16 protein-coding genes, 1 pseudogene and 1 other annotated feature are annotated in these 13,477 nt (G+C 72.6%); of the genes and pseudogenes, 8 read left to right on the top strand and 9 right to left on the bottom strand.

The genetic code is table 11. The features are described 5' to 3' along the window. Positions 1 to 29 precede the first annotated feature (29 nt). Positions 30 to 1,264, top strand: a pseudogene (locus ACFO0B_RS26995) (IS30 family transposase). Here ACFO0B_RS26995 and ACFO0B_RS27000 read toward each other — a convergent pair. The 5 genes from ACFO0B_RS27000 to ACFO0B_RS27020 form a co-directional block, all read right to left on the bottom strand. Next, the gene (locus tag ACFO0B_RS27000) at positions 1,161 to 1,892 is read right to left on the bottom strand and encodes an IS3 family transposase (RefSeq protein ID WP_378615678.1); all 732 of its coding nucleotides are present in this window, start codon (positions 1,890 to 1,892) and stop codon (positions 1,161 to 1,163) included. The pseudogene ACFO0B_RS26995 and the gene ACFO0B_RS27000 sit on opposite strands and share 104 nt — an antisense overlap. After that, positions 1,800 to 1,928: a sequence feature (AL1L pseudoknot), on the bottom strand. It overlaps the preceding gene by 93 nt. Then, entirely contained in the window at positions 1,889 to 2,215 is a 327-nt protein-coding gene (locus ACFO0B_RS27005) for a transposase (protein ID WP_378615680.1), read from the bottom strand. Its footprint overlaps the feature before it by 40 nt. Before ACFO0B_RS27005 ends, ACFO0B_RS27000 begins: the two co-directional genes overlap by 4 nt. Further along, entirely contained in the window at positions 2,184 to 2,987 is an 804-nt protein-coding gene (locus tag ACFO0B_RS27010; RefSeq protein WP_378615686.1) for a hypothetical protein, read from the bottom strand. The genes ACFO0B_RS27005 and ACFO0B_RS27010 overlap by 32 nt, the downstream gene beginning before the upstream one ends. Next, positions 2,984 to 3,442 (bottom strand): hypothetical protein, encoded by a 459-nt coding sequence (locus ACFO0B_RS27015; protein ID WP_378615688.1) that lies wholly within the window; start codon positions 3,440 to 3,442, stop codon positions 2,984 to 2,986. The genes ACFO0B_RS27010 and ACFO0B_RS27015 overlap by 4 nt, the downstream gene beginning before the upstream one ends. 374 nt (positions 3,443 to 3,816) lie before the next feature. Further along, positions 3,817 to 5,373, bottom strand: coding sequence for a glycosyltransferase family 39 protein (locus ACFO0B_RS27020; protein ID WP_378615690.1), 1,557 nt, complete (start codon positions 5,371 to 5,373; stop codon positions 3,817 to 3,819). Positions 5,374 to 5,655: 282 nt separating this feature from the next. Between ACFO0B_RS27020 and ACFO0B_RS27025 the strand changes: the two genes are divergently transcribed. From ACFO0B_RS27025 to ACFO0B_RS27035, 3 genes are all read left to right on the top strand, one after another. After that, the gene (locus tag ACFO0B_RS27025; protein WP_378615692.1) at positions 5,656 to 6,663 is read left to right on the top strand and encodes an alpha/beta hydrolase; all 1,008 of its coding nucleotides are present in this window, start codon (positions 5,656 to 5,658) and stop codon (positions 6,661 to 6,663) included. A 201-nt stretch (positions 6,664 to 6,864) separates the two neighbouring features. Further along, positions 6,865 to 7,857, top strand: a complete 993-nt coding sequence (locus ACFO0B_RS27030) for an alpha/beta hydrolase (RefSeq protein WP_378615694.1) — start codon at positions 6,865 to 6,867, stop codon at positions 7,855 to 7,857. A gap of 90 nt (positions 7,858 to 7,947) precedes the next feature. Beyond that, positions 7,948 to 9,213, top strand: a complete 1,266-nt coding sequence (locus tag ACFO0B_RS27035; protein WP_378615696.1) for an MFS transporter — start codon at positions 7,948 to 7,950, stop codon at positions 9,211 to 9,213. Here the strand turns inward: ACFO0B_RS27035 and ACFO0B_RS27040 are convergent. Then, a complete protein-coding gene (locus ACFO0B_RS27040; protein ID WP_378615697.1) occupies positions 9,125 to 9,472 on the bottom strand; it encodes a hypothetical protein in 348 nt (115 codons plus the stop codon). The genes ACFO0B_RS27035 and ACFO0B_RS27040 overlap by 89 nt on opposite strands. Positions 9,473 to 9,526: 54 nt before the next feature. On the opposite strand from ACFO0B_RS27040, the gene ACFO0B_RS27045 reads away from it, so the two are divergent. Continuing rightward, positions 9,527 to 9,772, top strand: a complete 246-nt coding sequence (locus ACFO0B_RS27045; RefSeq protein ID WP_378615699.1) for a hypothetical protein — start codon at positions 9,527 to 9,529, stop codon at positions 9,770 to 9,772. 80 nt (positions 9,773 to 9,852) lie between these two features. Here the strand turns inward: ACFO0B_RS27045 and ACFO0B_RS27050 are convergent, their stop codons facing one another. Continuing rightward, on the bottom strand, positions 9,853 to 10,308 hold the full coding sequence (locus ACFO0B_RS27050; RefSeq protein WP_378615701.1) for a hypothetical protein: 456 nt from the start codon (positions 10,306 to 10,308) through the stop codon (positions 9,853 to 9,855). Positions 10,309 to 10,417: 109 nt separating this feature from the next. Between ACFO0B_RS27050 and ACFO0B_RS27055 the strand changes: the two genes are divergently transcribed. Continuing rightward, positions 10,418 to 11,065 carry a phosphate signaling complex PhoU family protein gene (locus ACFO0B_RS27055; protein WP_378615703.1) on the top strand — a complete coding sequence of 216 codons (648 nt, stop codon included), beginning with the start codon at positions 10,418 to 10,420 and terminating at the stop codon, positions 11,063 to 11,065. 9 nt (positions 11,066 to 11,074) lie between these two features. On the opposite strand, the gene ACFO0B_RS27060 is transcribed toward ACFO0B_RS27055, so the two are convergent. Both ACFO0B_RS27060 and ACFO0B_RS27065 read right to left on the bottom strand, forming a co-directional pair. After that, a complete protein-coding gene (locus ACFO0B_RS27060) occupies positions 11,075 to 11,269 on the bottom strand; it encodes a hypothetical protein (RefSeq protein ID WP_378615704.1) in 195 nt (64 codons plus the stop codon). Positions 11,270 to 11,406: 137 nt separating this feature from the next. After that, complete coding sequence (locus ACFO0B_RS27065) at positions 11,407 to 12,483, bottom strand: PucR family transcriptional regulator (RefSeq protein WP_378615706.1); 1,077 nt, start codon at positions 12,481 to 12,483, stop codon at positions 11,407 to 11,409. A gap of 177 nt (positions 12,484 to 12,660) precedes the next feature. Here ACFO0B_RS27065 and ACFO0B_RS27070 point away from each other — a divergent pair, with 177 nt between their 5' ends. Then, positions 12,661 to 13,083 carry a fluoride efflux transporter FluC gene (locus tag ACFO0B_RS27070; protein ID WP_378615708.1) on the top strand — a complete coding sequence of 141 codons (423 nt, stop codon included), beginning with the start codon at positions 12,661 to 12,663 and terminating at the stop codon, positions 13,081 to 13,083. After that, on the top strand, positions 13,080 to 13,445 hold the full coding sequence (crcB, locus tag ACFO0B_RS27075; RefSeq protein WP_378615710.1) for a fluoride efflux transporter CrcB: 366 nt from the start codon (positions 13,080 to 13,082) through the stop codon (positions 13,443 to 13,445). Before ACFO0B_RS27070 ends, crcB begins: the two co-directional genes overlap by 4 nt. Positions 13,446 to 13,477 lie beyond the last annotated feature (32 nt).

Below are 13,477 nucleotides of genomic sequence, written 5' to 3' on the forward strand. Positions count from 1 at the left end.
GGCGTGCGGATCGGGCGTTGCGGCCGGCGATGCGTTCGCCTGGGCGGCCTGAGCCCTCGCGGGCGGTGCAGCGGCAGTTCTGGCGTCTGATCGCGGCGGGCATCAACTCGGCCCAAGCGGCGTTGACGGTGGGCGTGTCTGTTCCGGTCGGTGCCCGCTGGTTTCGCCACGGTGGCGGCATGCCGCCGATCTCGCTGGCCGAGCCCTGCGGCCGCTACTTGTCCTTCGAAGAGCGTGAGGAGATCGCGCTGCTGCGCGCCGAGCAGGTCGGCGTGCGTGAGATCGCGCGCAGGATCGGCCGCAATCCGGGGACGATTTCGCGCGAACTGCGCCGCAACGCAGCCACGCGCGGCGGGAACCAGCAATACCGGGCGTTGGTGGCGCAGTGGAAGGCGCAGCAGGCGGCCAAGCGCCCGAAGACAGCGCGCCTCGTGACCAACGACAAACTGCGTGAATACGTCCAGCAGCGCTTGGTCGGCAACATCCGCCGGCCGGACGGCAGCATCGTCGCCGGGCCGCAGCCGCCGGTGTGGAAAGGGCTCAACAAGCCGCACGACGAGTCCATGCGCATCAGCCACGAGGCGATCTACCAGTCGCTGTTCATCCAGGGCCGTGGTGGGCTCGAACGCGACGCGGGCTCGAACACAGAACAGACCACAAGGACACATCACCCCCGAGGTCGTGTTCTGCAAGCGTCCCGCCGAGGCTTTCGATCGCGCTGTCCCCGGGCATTGGGAGGGTGATTTGATCATCGGCACGGGCCGGTCCGCGATCGGCACGATCGTCGAACGCAAGAGCCGCTCGACACTGCTGGTGCACCTGCCCCGGCTGCAGGGATGGGGCGAGATGGCCTACGTGAAGAACGGTCCCGCGCTGGGCGGCTACGGCGCGATCGCGATGAACGCCGCGCTCGTCGCGACGATTGGCGAAGCTTCCCGAACAGCTCCGCAAGACCCTCACCTGGGATCGCGGCAAAGAACTCTCCGCGCACGCCCGGTTCGCTCTCGCCACGGGCACGAAGGTGTTCTTCGCCGACCCTCGCTCGCCCTGGCAGCGGCCGACGAAGGAGAACACCAACGGGCTTCTCCGGCAATACTTTCCGAAAGGAACAGACCTGTCACGATGGTCCGCGCAAGACCTCGAAGCGGTCGCTCTCGCACTCAACAACCGGCCCCGCAAGAGCCTCGACTGGAAGACTCCCGCCGAGGTCTTCGACGAACAGCTACGCTCACTCTCACAACCCGGTGTTGCGACGACCGGTTGAATTCACCCTGGCTGCCCGCGTCGGTGTGGAAGATGAGTCCGGGCTCTACGGGGTGTCCGTAGTGCCCGCGCCGCCATAGGGCCATGTTGAGTGCTTTGTCCACCAACACCGTGGTCTTGCTGGTCGCGGCGGTCCAGCCCACGATCGCCCGGGAGTAGGCGTCGAAGACGAACGCCACGTAGACCCATCCGGTCCAGGTCGAGACGTAGGTGAAATCCGCCACCCACACCAGGTTCGGGGCCGGCGCCGTGAAGTCGCGGTTGAGCCGGTCACCGGCGCGAACGCCGTCTTTGGCCGGGATCGTCGTGCGATGTTTGCGGCCTCGCACGACGCCGTTGAGCCCGAGCTCGCCCATGATCCGGTCGAGGGTGCAGAAGGCAATGTCGTGGCCTTGGCGGCGCAGGTAGCGGGTCATTTTGCGGCGGCCGTACATTTGCTCGGGCTCACCCGCGAGGTCTCGTAACGCGTTCTCGAGGTAGGCGTCGGTCAGATCGCGGGCCGAGGGTGGTCGGCGACGAGCTTTGCGGTAGGTCCGCGGCGCGATCCGGACTCCGTGCGCGGACAGCGCACGGCAGATCGACTCGACGCCGTAGACCTGGCGGTATTCGTCGATGAACCCGACGATCACCGGTGTCGCGGGTCGAGTTCCCGCGCGGAGAAAGCCGAGGCCAGCTTCAAGATCTCGTTGGCCTGCTTCAGTTCCCGGTTCTCCCGGCGCAGCTTCGTCAGCTCGTCCCGCTCGGCCGGGGACAAGCCGGCGCCGGTCGTTCCGCCCGGCCGGGCGCCCTGTGCCAACGCCTTCTTGATCCAGATTCTCAAGGTCTCGAAATGGACATCGACCAGCGGCGCGATGGCCTGCGCAGCGGCATAGGGGGTGCCGTACTCATCGAGCCGTTCCAGAGCCAGGCGCACGGCCTTCTCACGAACCTCGGGCGGGTAACGCTTCGACATGATGGGAACCATCTTCCTCTAGAGGGAAGCGGTCCCCAACCCGTGACGGTTCACCTCGCGCCACATTCCGCTCCCGTGCGAAATCCACCAGCCCGCGCGCCAGCGTCGGCGAGATCGGCTGCAGCCGCTCCCGTCCCGCCTTCTCCCGCAACAGCACCTGGGACCACCGCACATCGACATCTCGCGGGCGCAGGGCGAGCCCGCTCGCGGTCCGCGCGGCGGTCTCGGTATGGAACCGCAGCAGCAAGGAGTCGAGGTCGGGATCGTGTCCGCTCTCCACCGCGGCCCGGTTGATCTCGGCCAGCAGCGCGTTGCGCAGTGGACGCCGTCCGCTCGGCGGGGTCTTCGGCCTGTCCAGTCCCCGTGCCGGGTTGTGGCGTCTGCTGATGATCCGATCGTGCTCGGCGGCGCGATAGAGCTGGCGCAGCGCCGCGACGACCATCGTGTGCACCCCGCGCCCGCCGCGGTCGGTGGCCCGGATCGTGCGCGCGGCGACACACTCCAGGACCAGCGTCTGCAACTCCGTCGTCGTCGGCTCGTTGATCCGCCGATCACGCCACTGCGGGCGTGCCAGAATCCGGCGCCAGTAACCGGCGTAGTTGTAGCGTGTGTGTCCCTGCGGCATCGAGGCCAGAACCACCGGGACGTACTCGGCGAAGCTCGGCGCCACCCCGCGCTCACCACGGCCGTCGAGCAGGTCCTCCGGGCTCACGCCCAGACGCTGCAGCAGCAGCTCCGCGGCGGCGAGGTCGTCGGTGTGCGGGCCGCTCATCCCCGCCCCGCCTCCGCGATCCGCGCGCTCACCAGCTCACCCACCAGCCGCGCCGGGCTCAGCATCAGTACCCCCGCGCCCGGATCGGCCATCGGCAGTACCTGATCGTCGGCCTCGATCCCCAGCCGCCGCCGCAAGCGCACCGGAACGTGCAGCGAACCGGGATGCCCCGGCCGGGAACCCTCCTCGGCGGCCCGGACCACCAGCACCTGCTCACCGGCACAGTCCATCTCCAGCACCACATCGGGCCCCCAGCCCAGCACGCGCACGACACCGCGCGCGTTCAGGCGCCCGTTGCGGTCCACCCGCCGGAATCCGAACGTCATGCTCATCGGTTCGCGGTGGCGCAGCGGGGCCAGCGCCGGGGGCGGGGTCCTCTCGATACGCACCGGGATCCGGGCCTCCGACGCGGGAGGGATCACCGGCCCCGGAGCCGATCCGGGATCGCCGATCATCGCCCGGCCTCCCTCGGCGGTGCCACAACGCGGCCCGTCTCGTTGCAGCGTAATGACATCCAGGTGGGGTCGAATTCGCTACGCAGATGGGAGATAATGGACACAAGGCGATTCCGATGCAGCTCACGGGGGCCTGATGATCGCTACAGCCCGTTTTCGTCGTCCGGACGTGTCACCCGTCCGTGCCCTCCGCTGCCGGCTCCGCAGCGTCGTGCGCCGCCTCCGCTCGCTCGACGGGTCGCTGGACCTGGGTCGGGGGAGCTGGTAGCAGAGCTGCTGCCCGGAGTGGTCCACCCTGGCGACCGGTTTCCACCTTCGCCGCGCGGTCGCCGATCAGATCGACGGCGCGCTGGCCCGGAAGCTCGGCTCAGCTGTCACCAGCCCGCGTCGAAGTGGTTCGTGGACAGGGTGTTCCAGGCCGCGGCCCAGCCGTCGGCCGGTCGCTCGCAGCGCCAGACAGTGACCCCGGCGGAGAGCCCGGGGAAGCCGAGCGGGCGATCGGCGGCGGCCACCGCGGTGGCATCAGGGAAGAGCGCGCGCCAGCCGGGCTCCGGTGCTCCGGCGAGGACGTAGAGGACGGTCCGCGCGCTCTCCGACGGCGCCCCGAACGCCGCGTAGCCGCGGTTCGGGCTGTACACCGAGGACAGCTCGGTGAGCGCTTCCAATCCCGCTGCCTGCCAGTAGTTCTCGGTGACGACCGGGGTGCCCGCCGGCAGCCGCTCGTACCCCTTCTCGACGGCGGCGGTGAACTCGGCCCAGCCGGTGGTTCCGGTGAACCGCAGCCGGTCCGACATCTCCCGCTGGGTCCGGGCCGGCTCCCGCACGGCGGGCACCGGCAGCGCGAAGAGCAGCACCAGGGTGAGTGCGAGCGAGATCGCGCCGAGCGCGGCGGCGCCGAGCCGGAACAGCGCCCTGCTGTGCACCACCGCCACCGCGCCGACCCCGAACAGCACCGGGAAGAGCCCGGCCAGGTAGTAGGGGCGCCCGCCCGCCAGCCCGACGAAGGCCGCGAGCAATGCGGCGGCCGCGGTCAGGAAGCGGTAGTCGCGCAGCTCCGGCGTGCGCACCAGCGCCCACAGCCCGGCCAGCCCGAGCGCCGTCCCGAGCGGGCCGGTCAGCGAGATGACGTGCACCGGCAGCTGAACGATCCCGCCCGCCACCGCCAGCTGCTCGCCCCGGATCACTGCGCCCATGCCCAGCTGCGGCCAGCCGTGCGCGGCCTGCCAGGCCAGGGCGGGCACGGTGGTGAGTGCGGCGACCCCGGCTGCCACCCACAGCACCGGCCTGCCGAACAGCGCGCGCGGCCCGAAGACCAGGACGCCCGCGGCGACCGCGGCGAGCAGCACGGGCACCAGCGGCTTCACCTGGAAGGCGAGCGCCCCGGTGAGCGCGACGCCGACGAGCAGCCCGTCCGCCCCCGTGCGGACCCAGCGCACGAGGAGCCAGAGCAGCAGCGCCACCAGCAGCGAGTCGACGGCGAAGGTGGAGAGCGAGGCGGACTGGAAGATCAGGAACGGGGCACCGGCCGCGCCGGCCGCGGCGAACACCTGCGCCCTCCGGTCACCGCCGAACTCCCTGGCGCACACCGCCGTCAGGACAACGGAGCCGACGGCGCAGAGGATGGCGGGCAGCCGGAACACCGTGCGGGAGCCGGGCGCGACGGCGTCCATGGCGTAGGCGAGCAGCGGCAGCGCCGGCCCCTGGTCGACGTAGCTCACCGCGGGCCGGTGCCCGGCGGCGAGGAAGTACAGCTCGTCGCCGTACCAGTCGTAGCGCCCGGCGCGCAGCAGCAGGAGCGCGAGCGTGCCGAGCGCGATCACCGTCACCCAGCCGGTCGCGAAGGCGGGCAGCGGGTCGGTGGGCCGGTACCCGGTGATCGGGACCGGGAGCGCGCGGGCGAGCCTGGTGCGAACGGCGGTGCGGTCGGTCATGCGGCGCTCCGCTGCGGCGCTCGCGGGTTCGGCGCGCCGTGCTCTCCGCATCCGGCACGGACCACGGGCGTTCTCCTCTCGTACGCACAGAACTGCGGCACTCGATCGAGTGAACCGCACGAACCGGCGGGGATCGATCCTCCGGGGCGAATTTGTGATCGCTACCAGCGCAGCGGAAATCGATTTGCAGCGCATCCCAAGAACCGGGGAAACGGCCCTTCCCGGCGATGCGCGGACTCTAGCGTCGCGGTGATCCGCATCCAGTGCGCCCCGGAGGTTCCCGTGCTCGATCATGGCCGTGCCCTGTTGCGCTCCTGCTGCCTCGCGCTCCCGCTGCTGGCCGCCGCCGCGCTCGCCGCCCCGGTCCAGGCGGACCCGTCGGGCACCGACGCGGCGACCCGGTTGCTGAGCGTGACCCAGGGGGAGGGCAGGGCGCAGCGGGTCACGGTGCACTCCGGCGCCATGCGCGCGGACATGGGGCTCACCGTCTTTCCCGCCCGCGACCCCGACGCCCCGGCTCCGGTGCTCTACCTGCTCAACGGCTCCGCGGGCGGCATCGACGGCAGCAGCTGGACCGACCACGCCGACCTGGCCGGCTTCTTCGCCGGCGAACAGGTGACGGTCGTCGTCCCCGACGGCGGCGAGGGCAGCTACTTCACCGACTGGCGGGCGGACGACCCCGCGCTCGGCAGGCAGCGCTGGACCACCTTCCTCACCGCCGAGCTGCCCGCGCTGATCGACGCGGAGTTCGACGGCACCGGCGCCGACGCCGTCGCCGGGATCTCCATGGCCGCCGCCTCGGTCTTCCAGCTCGCCGTCGCCGCGCCCGGCCGGTACCGGGCCGTGGGCTCGTACAGCGGCTGCGTGCGCACCTCCGACCCGGTGGGCCAGGCCATGGTCGCCGCCGTCGTCGCGCGCTGGCGGGGCAACCCGGTCAACATGTGGGGCCCGTTCACCGACCCGGCCTGGGCCGCCAACGACGCCTACCTGCAGGCGGAGAAGCTGCGCGGGGCCACGCTCTACGTCAGCTCGGGCAGCGGCGCGCCCGGCCGCTTCGACACCGTCGAGGAGCTCGACGGCAACCCGGGCAAACTCGCCGACCAGATCACCCTCGGCGGCGCGCTGGAGGCCATCACCGCGCGCTGCACGCACCAGCTCCGGGACCGCCTGCGGCAACTGGACATCCCCGCGACCTTCGACTTCCGCCCCACCGGCACGCACTCCTGGAAGTACTGGGAGCAGGACCTGCACAACTCGTGGCCGCTCTTCCGCGCGGCGCTGAACCGATGAGACCCCGTTGTGACGGCTACCAGTGGGCGGCTCGCTGTTTCAGCGCCCGTCCCAAATTCGTGCGAACCGACTTGCCGGAAACGGAGAGCGCGGCCTAGCGTTCGCCCTCACAACTGTTCGATGATGCACGGGAGGTGCCTCGTGGCCGTTCCCGGTGCGAGGAGAGCGCGGCGTTCGCTACCGCGCTGCGGCGGGTTCGCCGTGCCGTTGCTCGCCGCCGCCGTGCTCGCCCCGCCGGTGTCCGCCGCTCCCGTGCCCGCGCTCGCGCCGGACGGTCCCGGCATCGTCGAGAGCGGATCGCGGCTGGTGGCGACGAACCGGACGGCGAGCCGGGCGCTGGAGGTCAGCGTGTACTCGGCGGCCATGCGCCAGGACATCGCGCTCACCGTGCTCCCGGCGCACGACCCGGCCGCACCCGCGCCGGTGCTCTACCTGCTGAACGGCTCCAGCGGCGGTGACCTGGGCAGCAGCTGGCTCGAGCAGACCGACGTGCTCGACTTCCTGGCCGGCGAGCAGGTCACCGTCGTCATCCCGAACGGCGGCGCGGGCAGCTACTACGCCGACTGGCGGATCGATGACCCGCTGCTCGGCAGGCAGCGCTGGACCACCTTCCTCACCCGCGAGCTGCCGCCGATCGTGGACGCCGCCTTCCACGGCACCGGCGCCAACGCGGTGGCCGGGATCTCGATGGCCGCCACCTCGGCGCTGCAGCTCGCGGTGGCGAAGCCGGGGCTGTACCGGGCGGTGGGCTCCTACAGCGGCTGCGTGCGGATCTCCGACCCGCGCGGGCAGGCGGCGGTGGCCGCGGTGGTCGGGCGCTGGGGCGGCGACCCGGCGAACATGTGGGGCCCGTTCACCGATCCGGCGTGGTCGGCGAACGACGCCTACCTGCACGCCGACCAGCTGCGCGGAACCCTGCTCTACATCACCACCGGCACCGGCCTGCCCGGCCCGCTCGACACCGTCGACCCGGCCCGCGACACCCCGGGCGAGCTGCTCGACCGGATCACCGTCGGCGGCGTGCTGGAAGCGGTCACCGACGAGTGCACGCACCAGCTCCGGGATCGCCTCGCCGCGCTCGACATCCCCGCCACCTTCGACTTCCGCCCCGCGGGCACGCACTCCTGGGCCTACTGGGAGCAGGACCTGCACAACTCCTGGCCGATTTTCCGGGACGCGCTCGCCGGGCGGTAGCGGGGCTCTCGGCGGTGAGCCGGTCGGTTGTCCCCGCCGGGCGTGGCGGTTGTTCGACTCGCCGGGCCGCTCGGGCTTCCATACCCGTTCATGGGACGCGAATTCGAGTGGCTGTGGGTGGCGTACACGATCAGTGCCTGCGGCACCTGGCTGGCCTTCGACGCCTTCGCGGTGCTCGCGGTCCTGGCGCTGGACGCCGGGCCGGGAGCGGTCTCGCTGCTGGCCGCCGCGGGCCCAGCGGCCGGTGCGCTGCTCGCGCTGCCGCTCGGCCCGTGGGTGGAGTTCCGGCGCAAGCGGCCGGTACTGGTGGCGATGGACCTGCTGCGCGGTGCGGTGCTGCTCAGCGTTCCGATCGGCGCTGCGCTCGGGCTGCTGGGGTTCGCGCAGCTGCTGGTCGTGGCGATCGTCGTCGGCGCCGCCGATCTCACCTTCACCGCGGCGAGCGGGGCCTACCTGAAGAACCTGGTCCGCCCGGAGCTGCTGCTCCGGGCCAACGGCCGCTTCGAGGCGACCACCTGGACCGCCGCCCTGCTCGGGCCGCCGCTCGGCGGCGTCGCCGTCGGGCTCTTCGGCCCGGCGGTGACGGTGCTCGCCGATGCCGTGAGCTTTCTGCTCTCGGCCGCCGCGCTGCGCGGCACGGGCACAGCGGAGCAGCCGCCGGTGCCCGCCGGGGGAGCGCGGCTGCGCGCGGCCGACCTGCTCGCGGGCTGGCGGCAGCTGCTCACCGACCCGCTGCTGCGGCCGCTGCTCGGCAATGTCGTGCTGGTGAACGGGTTGGTCATGGCGACGGCGCCGCTGCTGGCGGTGCTCATGCTCGGCCCGCTCGGCTTCACCCCGTGGCAGTACGGCCTCGCCTTCGCCCTGCCCTGCGCGGGCGGGGTGCTCGGCGCCGGACTGGCCCGGCCGCTCGCCGCCCGCTTCGGACAGCACCGGGTGCTCCTCGGCGCGGGGGTGGCGCGGGTGTGCTGGCCGATCGGGCTGGTGTTCGTCGGGCCGGGGACCGGCGGGTTGGTGCTGGTGCTGGCGGTGCAGTTCGGGCTGGTCCTGAGCAGCGCGGTGTTCGGTCCGATCGTGGCCACCGTGCGGCTGAACGCGCTCCCCGCGGCGGTGGTCACCCGCTCGCTCGCGGCGTGGTCGGTCGGCACGAAGGGCGGGACGGCGGCGTTGATCGCACTCGCCGGGCTGGTCGCGGCGGCGACGGATGCCCGCACCGCGCTCGGGATCGCCGGGGTGCTGCTGCTCGGGACGCCGCTGCTGCTGCTTCCGGTCAGCCGAGCCGGTCGAGCAGCGCGCGCGGCCCTTCCGTCCGCGCCCCCAGTGCCTCGACCCGGCGCCGCAGTTCCCGATCCGCGGTGACCACGGTGACGTCGGTGCCCGCCGCGGCCACCTCGACGATGGTGTCGTCGCCCGCGCCGGGGGCGGCGATCACCCGCAATCCGGTGTACTCGGTGCCGTCGAGCGCGGCCCTCGCGGCGCCCTCCAGCACCACGACCACCTCGTCCGGCAGCGCGGCGGCGGCAAGTTCGGCGAGCAGTCTGCGCGCGGCCCCCGCCCGGTCCCGCCACCAGCCGTCGGCCCTGGCACCGACCACGTTCGCGGCATCGACGACGATCATCCGCCCACCCTACGAGCCGGGTTTCCCCCGCACCGGCCCGGGCATCCGGCGCACATGACTGCCGACGAGGTGACCCCGGACCAGCTCCGCGCCCTGCTCACCGCCGACGACTCCGCCGCGCTCGTCCTGACCGGCGGGCAGGTCACCCAGGTGACCGGCTGGACCGACGACTCCCTGGACGGTCTCCTCGTGGTCGACCGCGCCGACCTGCACGCCCGGCTCGGCGCCGACCCGGACCCCACCGCGCTGCGGGACGCCGCCGCCGCGCTGACCGAGGAGGTTCGGCTGCGCGGCGCATGAGCACCACCGCGGGCCGGAACTCCCGGTGCCGACGGCGAAACGCCCTCGCCGCGTCGAGCGGTTGCCGTTCGGCTGATCCGTCAGCTGGAGAGGCGGAGGACAGCCGCCGCGGTGAGCGTCGGCAGCGCCGCGTGCGGGCCGATCCCGGTGTCGCGCACGAAGGTCCGGACCAGGTTGACGTAGAGCAGGGTGCGGTCGAGCGGGGTGGCGGCGGTGGCCGCGCAGAGGTCGGCGAGGTTGTGTTCGGTCTGTGCGAGCAGGGTCGCGGCCGAGCGGGAGCGCTCGTCGGCGTCGGCGACTTCCCGGTGCTGGCGAGCGTCGCTGAGCCGGGTCAGCGCGGCGGCGGCGAAGACGGCAAGCGATTCGGTCTCCGGCGCGGTGGCGAACCGCTCGGTGAGCTGCATGAACCGGGTGACCCGGTCGGCGCGCGGCATGGCGGCCGCCACCGCGGCCAGGCAGGAGTCCAGGCTCGCCTCGGCCTGCGCGCACTCCTGATCGGCGCGGGCCAGAGCCGCGGTCTCGATCGGTCGTTGCATCCGAGGAGAATATCATTCTCCTCGGATCAGAGCTCGGCCGTCATCCGGTCCACCTCGCCGGTTGTCTCCTCCCGGCCCACGATGGCTGACCGGGTGGTTGTATGGGGTGATGCGAACCCGCTTCCACCAGGACCTCGAACAGCTCACCGTGATGCTCGAGCAGATGTGCCTCGGGGACGGGAACGCCATCGCCATGGCCACCGACGCCCTGCTGAACGCCGACATCGAGCAGGCGGAGCGGGCGATCGATCTGTGTGCGCGGGTGGCTGCGATGGGCGAGGAGTGCGAGGAGTCTGCGGTCATGCTGCTGGCGCTGCAGGCGCCGGTCGCCTCCGAGCTGCGCCGGGTGGTGACCGCGCTGCAGCTGTCCGGCAATCTCGCCAGGATGGGCGGGCTCTGCGCGCACCTCGCCGAGCTGGTGCGCCGCCGCCACCCGGAGCCGGTGGTGCCGGACTCGCTGCGTGACACCGTCGCCCGGATGGGCGCGGCCGCGGTGCACATGGCGGGCAGCGCGGCCAGGGTGCTCGCCACCGGTGACGCCGAGGGCGCGGCCGGGCTGGACGCCGAGGACGACGTCATGGACGGGCTGCACCGCGACCTGCTCAACGCCGTGCTCGGGCCGGAGTTCTACGACGGGGCGCCGACCGCGGTGGATCTGGCGCTGCTCGGCCGCTACTACGAGCGCTTCGCCGACCACACCGTCGAGGTCGGGCGCCGCACCGTCTTCATGGCCACCGGCGCCGTGCTGCCGGAGTAGTCGCGCGGGTCAGCGCAGGTCGGCCACGTCCAGCCCCAGCATGTCCAGCAGCGCGCTGCACTCGGCGGCATCGCGGGAGTACTCGGCCACCGTCTTGGCCGCCAGCGCGGCCCGCTGCTCGTCGGCCACCTTCTCGGCGGCGCGCACATGCGCGAAGGTCATGACTTCGTTGTGGTCGGACTCGGTGGTGCGGGGCGCGGGCAATGCTGCTCCTCGTTTCGTCCCGGCGGGAACCCGGGTGCCGTCACCCGAAGCCGGAAACGGCGGGCGCCGCCCCGGGGACCGGGAGCGGCTTCGCCGATCGACCTGACGCTACCCCGTCGGCGTCGGCTTCCGCCCATCTACGGGGGAAAGCCCACGTCGGGCGGGTGCCCCGCGACGGCATGGTGCGCGTGCGCGATGAGCGCCGAGCGCAGCGTCCAGGCGCCGTCGACGGTGGTCAGGTCGTAGCCGGTGAGCCGGGTGATCCGCTTGATCCGCATGTCCAGGGTGTTCGGGTGGATGCGCAGCTCGCGGGCGGTGCGGCGGCGGCGCAGCTCGTTGCGCATGTGCGCGCGCAGGGTGGTCAGCAGGTCCGGCTGCTGCTCGAGCGGGCGCAGCACGGCGGCGAGCCGGTCGCGGGCCGGGCCTGGCAGCGTCAGCTGGTACTCCAGCGCCATGTCCTCGATGAGGTAGAGCCCGCTCGGGTAGTGCAGCGCGGTCAGTGTGCCGAGCAGCCGCCGCACCCGCTGCGCGGCGGCCGGGATGCGCGGCACCGCGGCCGCTTCGACCGTGGCGAGCAGGGTGACCCCGGCGGCCTCGGTCAGCGCGTCGACGAGGGCGCGCAGCTCGCCACTGCCGTTGCGGTCCGCGGGGAGCAGCACGATGCCGCCGGTGTCGTCGAGCAGGGCGAGCACGTCCTCGCCGCAGCGCCCGGCCAGCACCGCCCTGACCCGGCGCGGCCGCCGGTGCGGCTCGTCGCCGTCGGTGAGGTCGGCGGCGAGCGCGAGCACCAGGTAGCGCGGGGCGACCCGGATGCCGTGCGCGGCGGCGGGGCCCGCGTCCAGGTTGCCCGCGAGCAGCGCCGAGGTCAGGGCGCGCACGGCATGCTGCCGCTCGTCGATCAGGATCCGCAGCTCGCGCAGGTAGCCGGTGGCCACGGTGGTGATCATCAGATCGAGCACATCGACCACCCGGCCCAGCCGCCCCGCCAGGTCCCTGTCGCCGCGGGGTGCCGCGGTTTCGATGGCGGTCCCGACCGCTTCGTGAATCGCATGCTGGATGGTGCCGAGCGGCAGCTCGTCGCGGGCGCCGTGGATCGCCAGCTGCTCCAACCGGGCGACGGCCCCGGGCGCATCGTGCCCGTCGAGCAGCGCCCGGGCGCACTCGGCGCAGGTCTGCGCGAGCGTGTCGTTACCGGCGATTCGAAGTGCGGTCATGTCCGTGGCTGCCGATCGGTCCTATCCGAGAGCCGGTCCGGCCCCGCTCGATGCGTATTAAGTTACTGAAGATTCTTCCATCTGCCTAGGGGGAGGTGCCGTGCGGATGATCTTCGAGATCGCCGTCGGCTAGGCTCGCCGCACTGCTTTTCCCCGGGTGGAAGGAATCGGGCCCGCATGTCGCCGCCGATCGTCCCGCTCCGCTCGCTGTTGCTGGTGGGTGCGGGCGGCCTGGCCGGCGCCGCGCTGCGCTACCGGCTCGGGGTCTGGTTCCCGCACCGGGCGGGCGGCTGGCCCGGCGCCACCTTCGCGATCAACGTCACCGGAGCGTTCCTGCTCGGGCTGCTGCTGGAGGCGCTGGTGCGGCTCGGCCCCGACACCGGGTGGCGGCAGCGGACGCGGCTCGTTCTCGGCACCGGCTTCCTCGGCGCCTTCACCACCTACAGCACGCTCGCCGTCGACACCGACCTGCTGTTCCGCGACGGTCACCCGTCGACCGCCGTCGCGTACGGACTCGGCACCGTGCTCGCCGGTGGTCTCGCCACCACCGCCGGGATCGCGCTCGGCGCGCTGCTGCACCGCCCCGGTGCCACGCCGTGACCACGCTCTGGATCGCCCTGGCGGGCAGCGCCGGAGCCCTGGCCCGTTTCACCGTCGACTCCACGATCAAACACCGCTGGACGCCGAACTTCCCGGTGGCCACCCTCGTCATCAACGCCACCGGCTCATTCCTGCTCGGCATCCTCACCGGCCTGGTACTGCACCACCACGCCACCCCGCAGCTCCAGCTCGTGCTCGGCGTCGGCTTCTGCGGCGGCTACACCACCTTCAGCACGGCGAGCGTCGAGACCGTCCGGCTCATCCAGGACCGGCGCTACCGCGCCGCCGCCGGCTATGCCTTCGGCGGCCTGGCCGTCACCCTGGCCGCCGCCTCCGCCGGACTGGCGCTCACCGCGGTGTAGCCCCGGAGTGATTGATCGGCAACGATCCGGGT

The organism is Nocardia jiangsuensis (assembly GCF_042650385.1).
Taxonomy (GTDB): domain Bacteria; phylum Actinomycetota; class Actinomycetes; order Mycobacteriales; family Mycobacteriaceae; genus Nocardia; species Nocardia jiangsuensis.

Coding starts and splice junctions, on each gene's coding strand:
- ACFO0B_RS27005 (WP_378615680.1), bottom strand. CDS start 2,215: ATGTCGAAGCGTTACCCGCCCGAGGTTCGTGAGAAGGCCGTGCGCCTG.
- ACFO0B_RS27010 (WP_378615686.1), bottom strand. CDS start 2,987: ATGAGCGGCCCGCACACCGACGACCTCGCCGCCGCGGAGCTGCTGCTG.
- ACFO0B_RS27015 (WP_378615688.1), bottom strand. CDS start 3,442: ATGATCGGCGATCCCGGATCGGCTCCGGGGCCGGTGATCCCTCCCGCG.
- ACFO0B_RS27020 (WP_378615690.1), bottom strand. CDS start 5,373: ATGACCGACCGCACCGCCGTTCGCACCAGGCTCGCCCGCGCGCTCCCG.
- ACFO0B_RS27035 (WP_378615696.1), top strand. CDS start 7,948: ATGGGACGCGAATTCGAGTGGCTGTGGGTGGCGTACACGATCAGTGCC.
- ACFO0B_RS27040 (WP_378615697.1), bottom strand. CDS start 9,472: ATGATCGTCGTCGATGCCGCGAACGTGGTCGGTGCCAGGGCCGACGGC.
- ACFO0B_RS27045 (WP_378615699.1), top strand. CDS start 9,527: ATGACTGCCGACGAGGTGACCCCGGACCAGCTCCGCGCCCTGCTCACC.
- ACFO0B_RS27050 (WP_378615701.1), bottom strand. CDS start 10,308: ATGCAACGACCGATCGAGACCGCGGCTCTGGCCCGCGCCGATCAGGAG.
- ACFO0B_RS27055 (WP_378615703.1), top strand. CDS start 10,418: ATGCGAACCCGCTTCCACCAGGACCTCGAACAGCTCACCGTGATGCTC.
- ACFO0B_RS27065 (WP_378615706.1), bottom strand. CDS start 12,483: ATGACCGCACTTCGAATCGCCGGTAACGACACGCTCGCGCAGACCTGC.
- ACFO0B_RS27070 (WP_378615708.1), top strand. CDS start 12,661: ATGTCGCCGCCGATCGTCCCGCTCCGCTCGCTGTTGCTGGTGGGTGCG.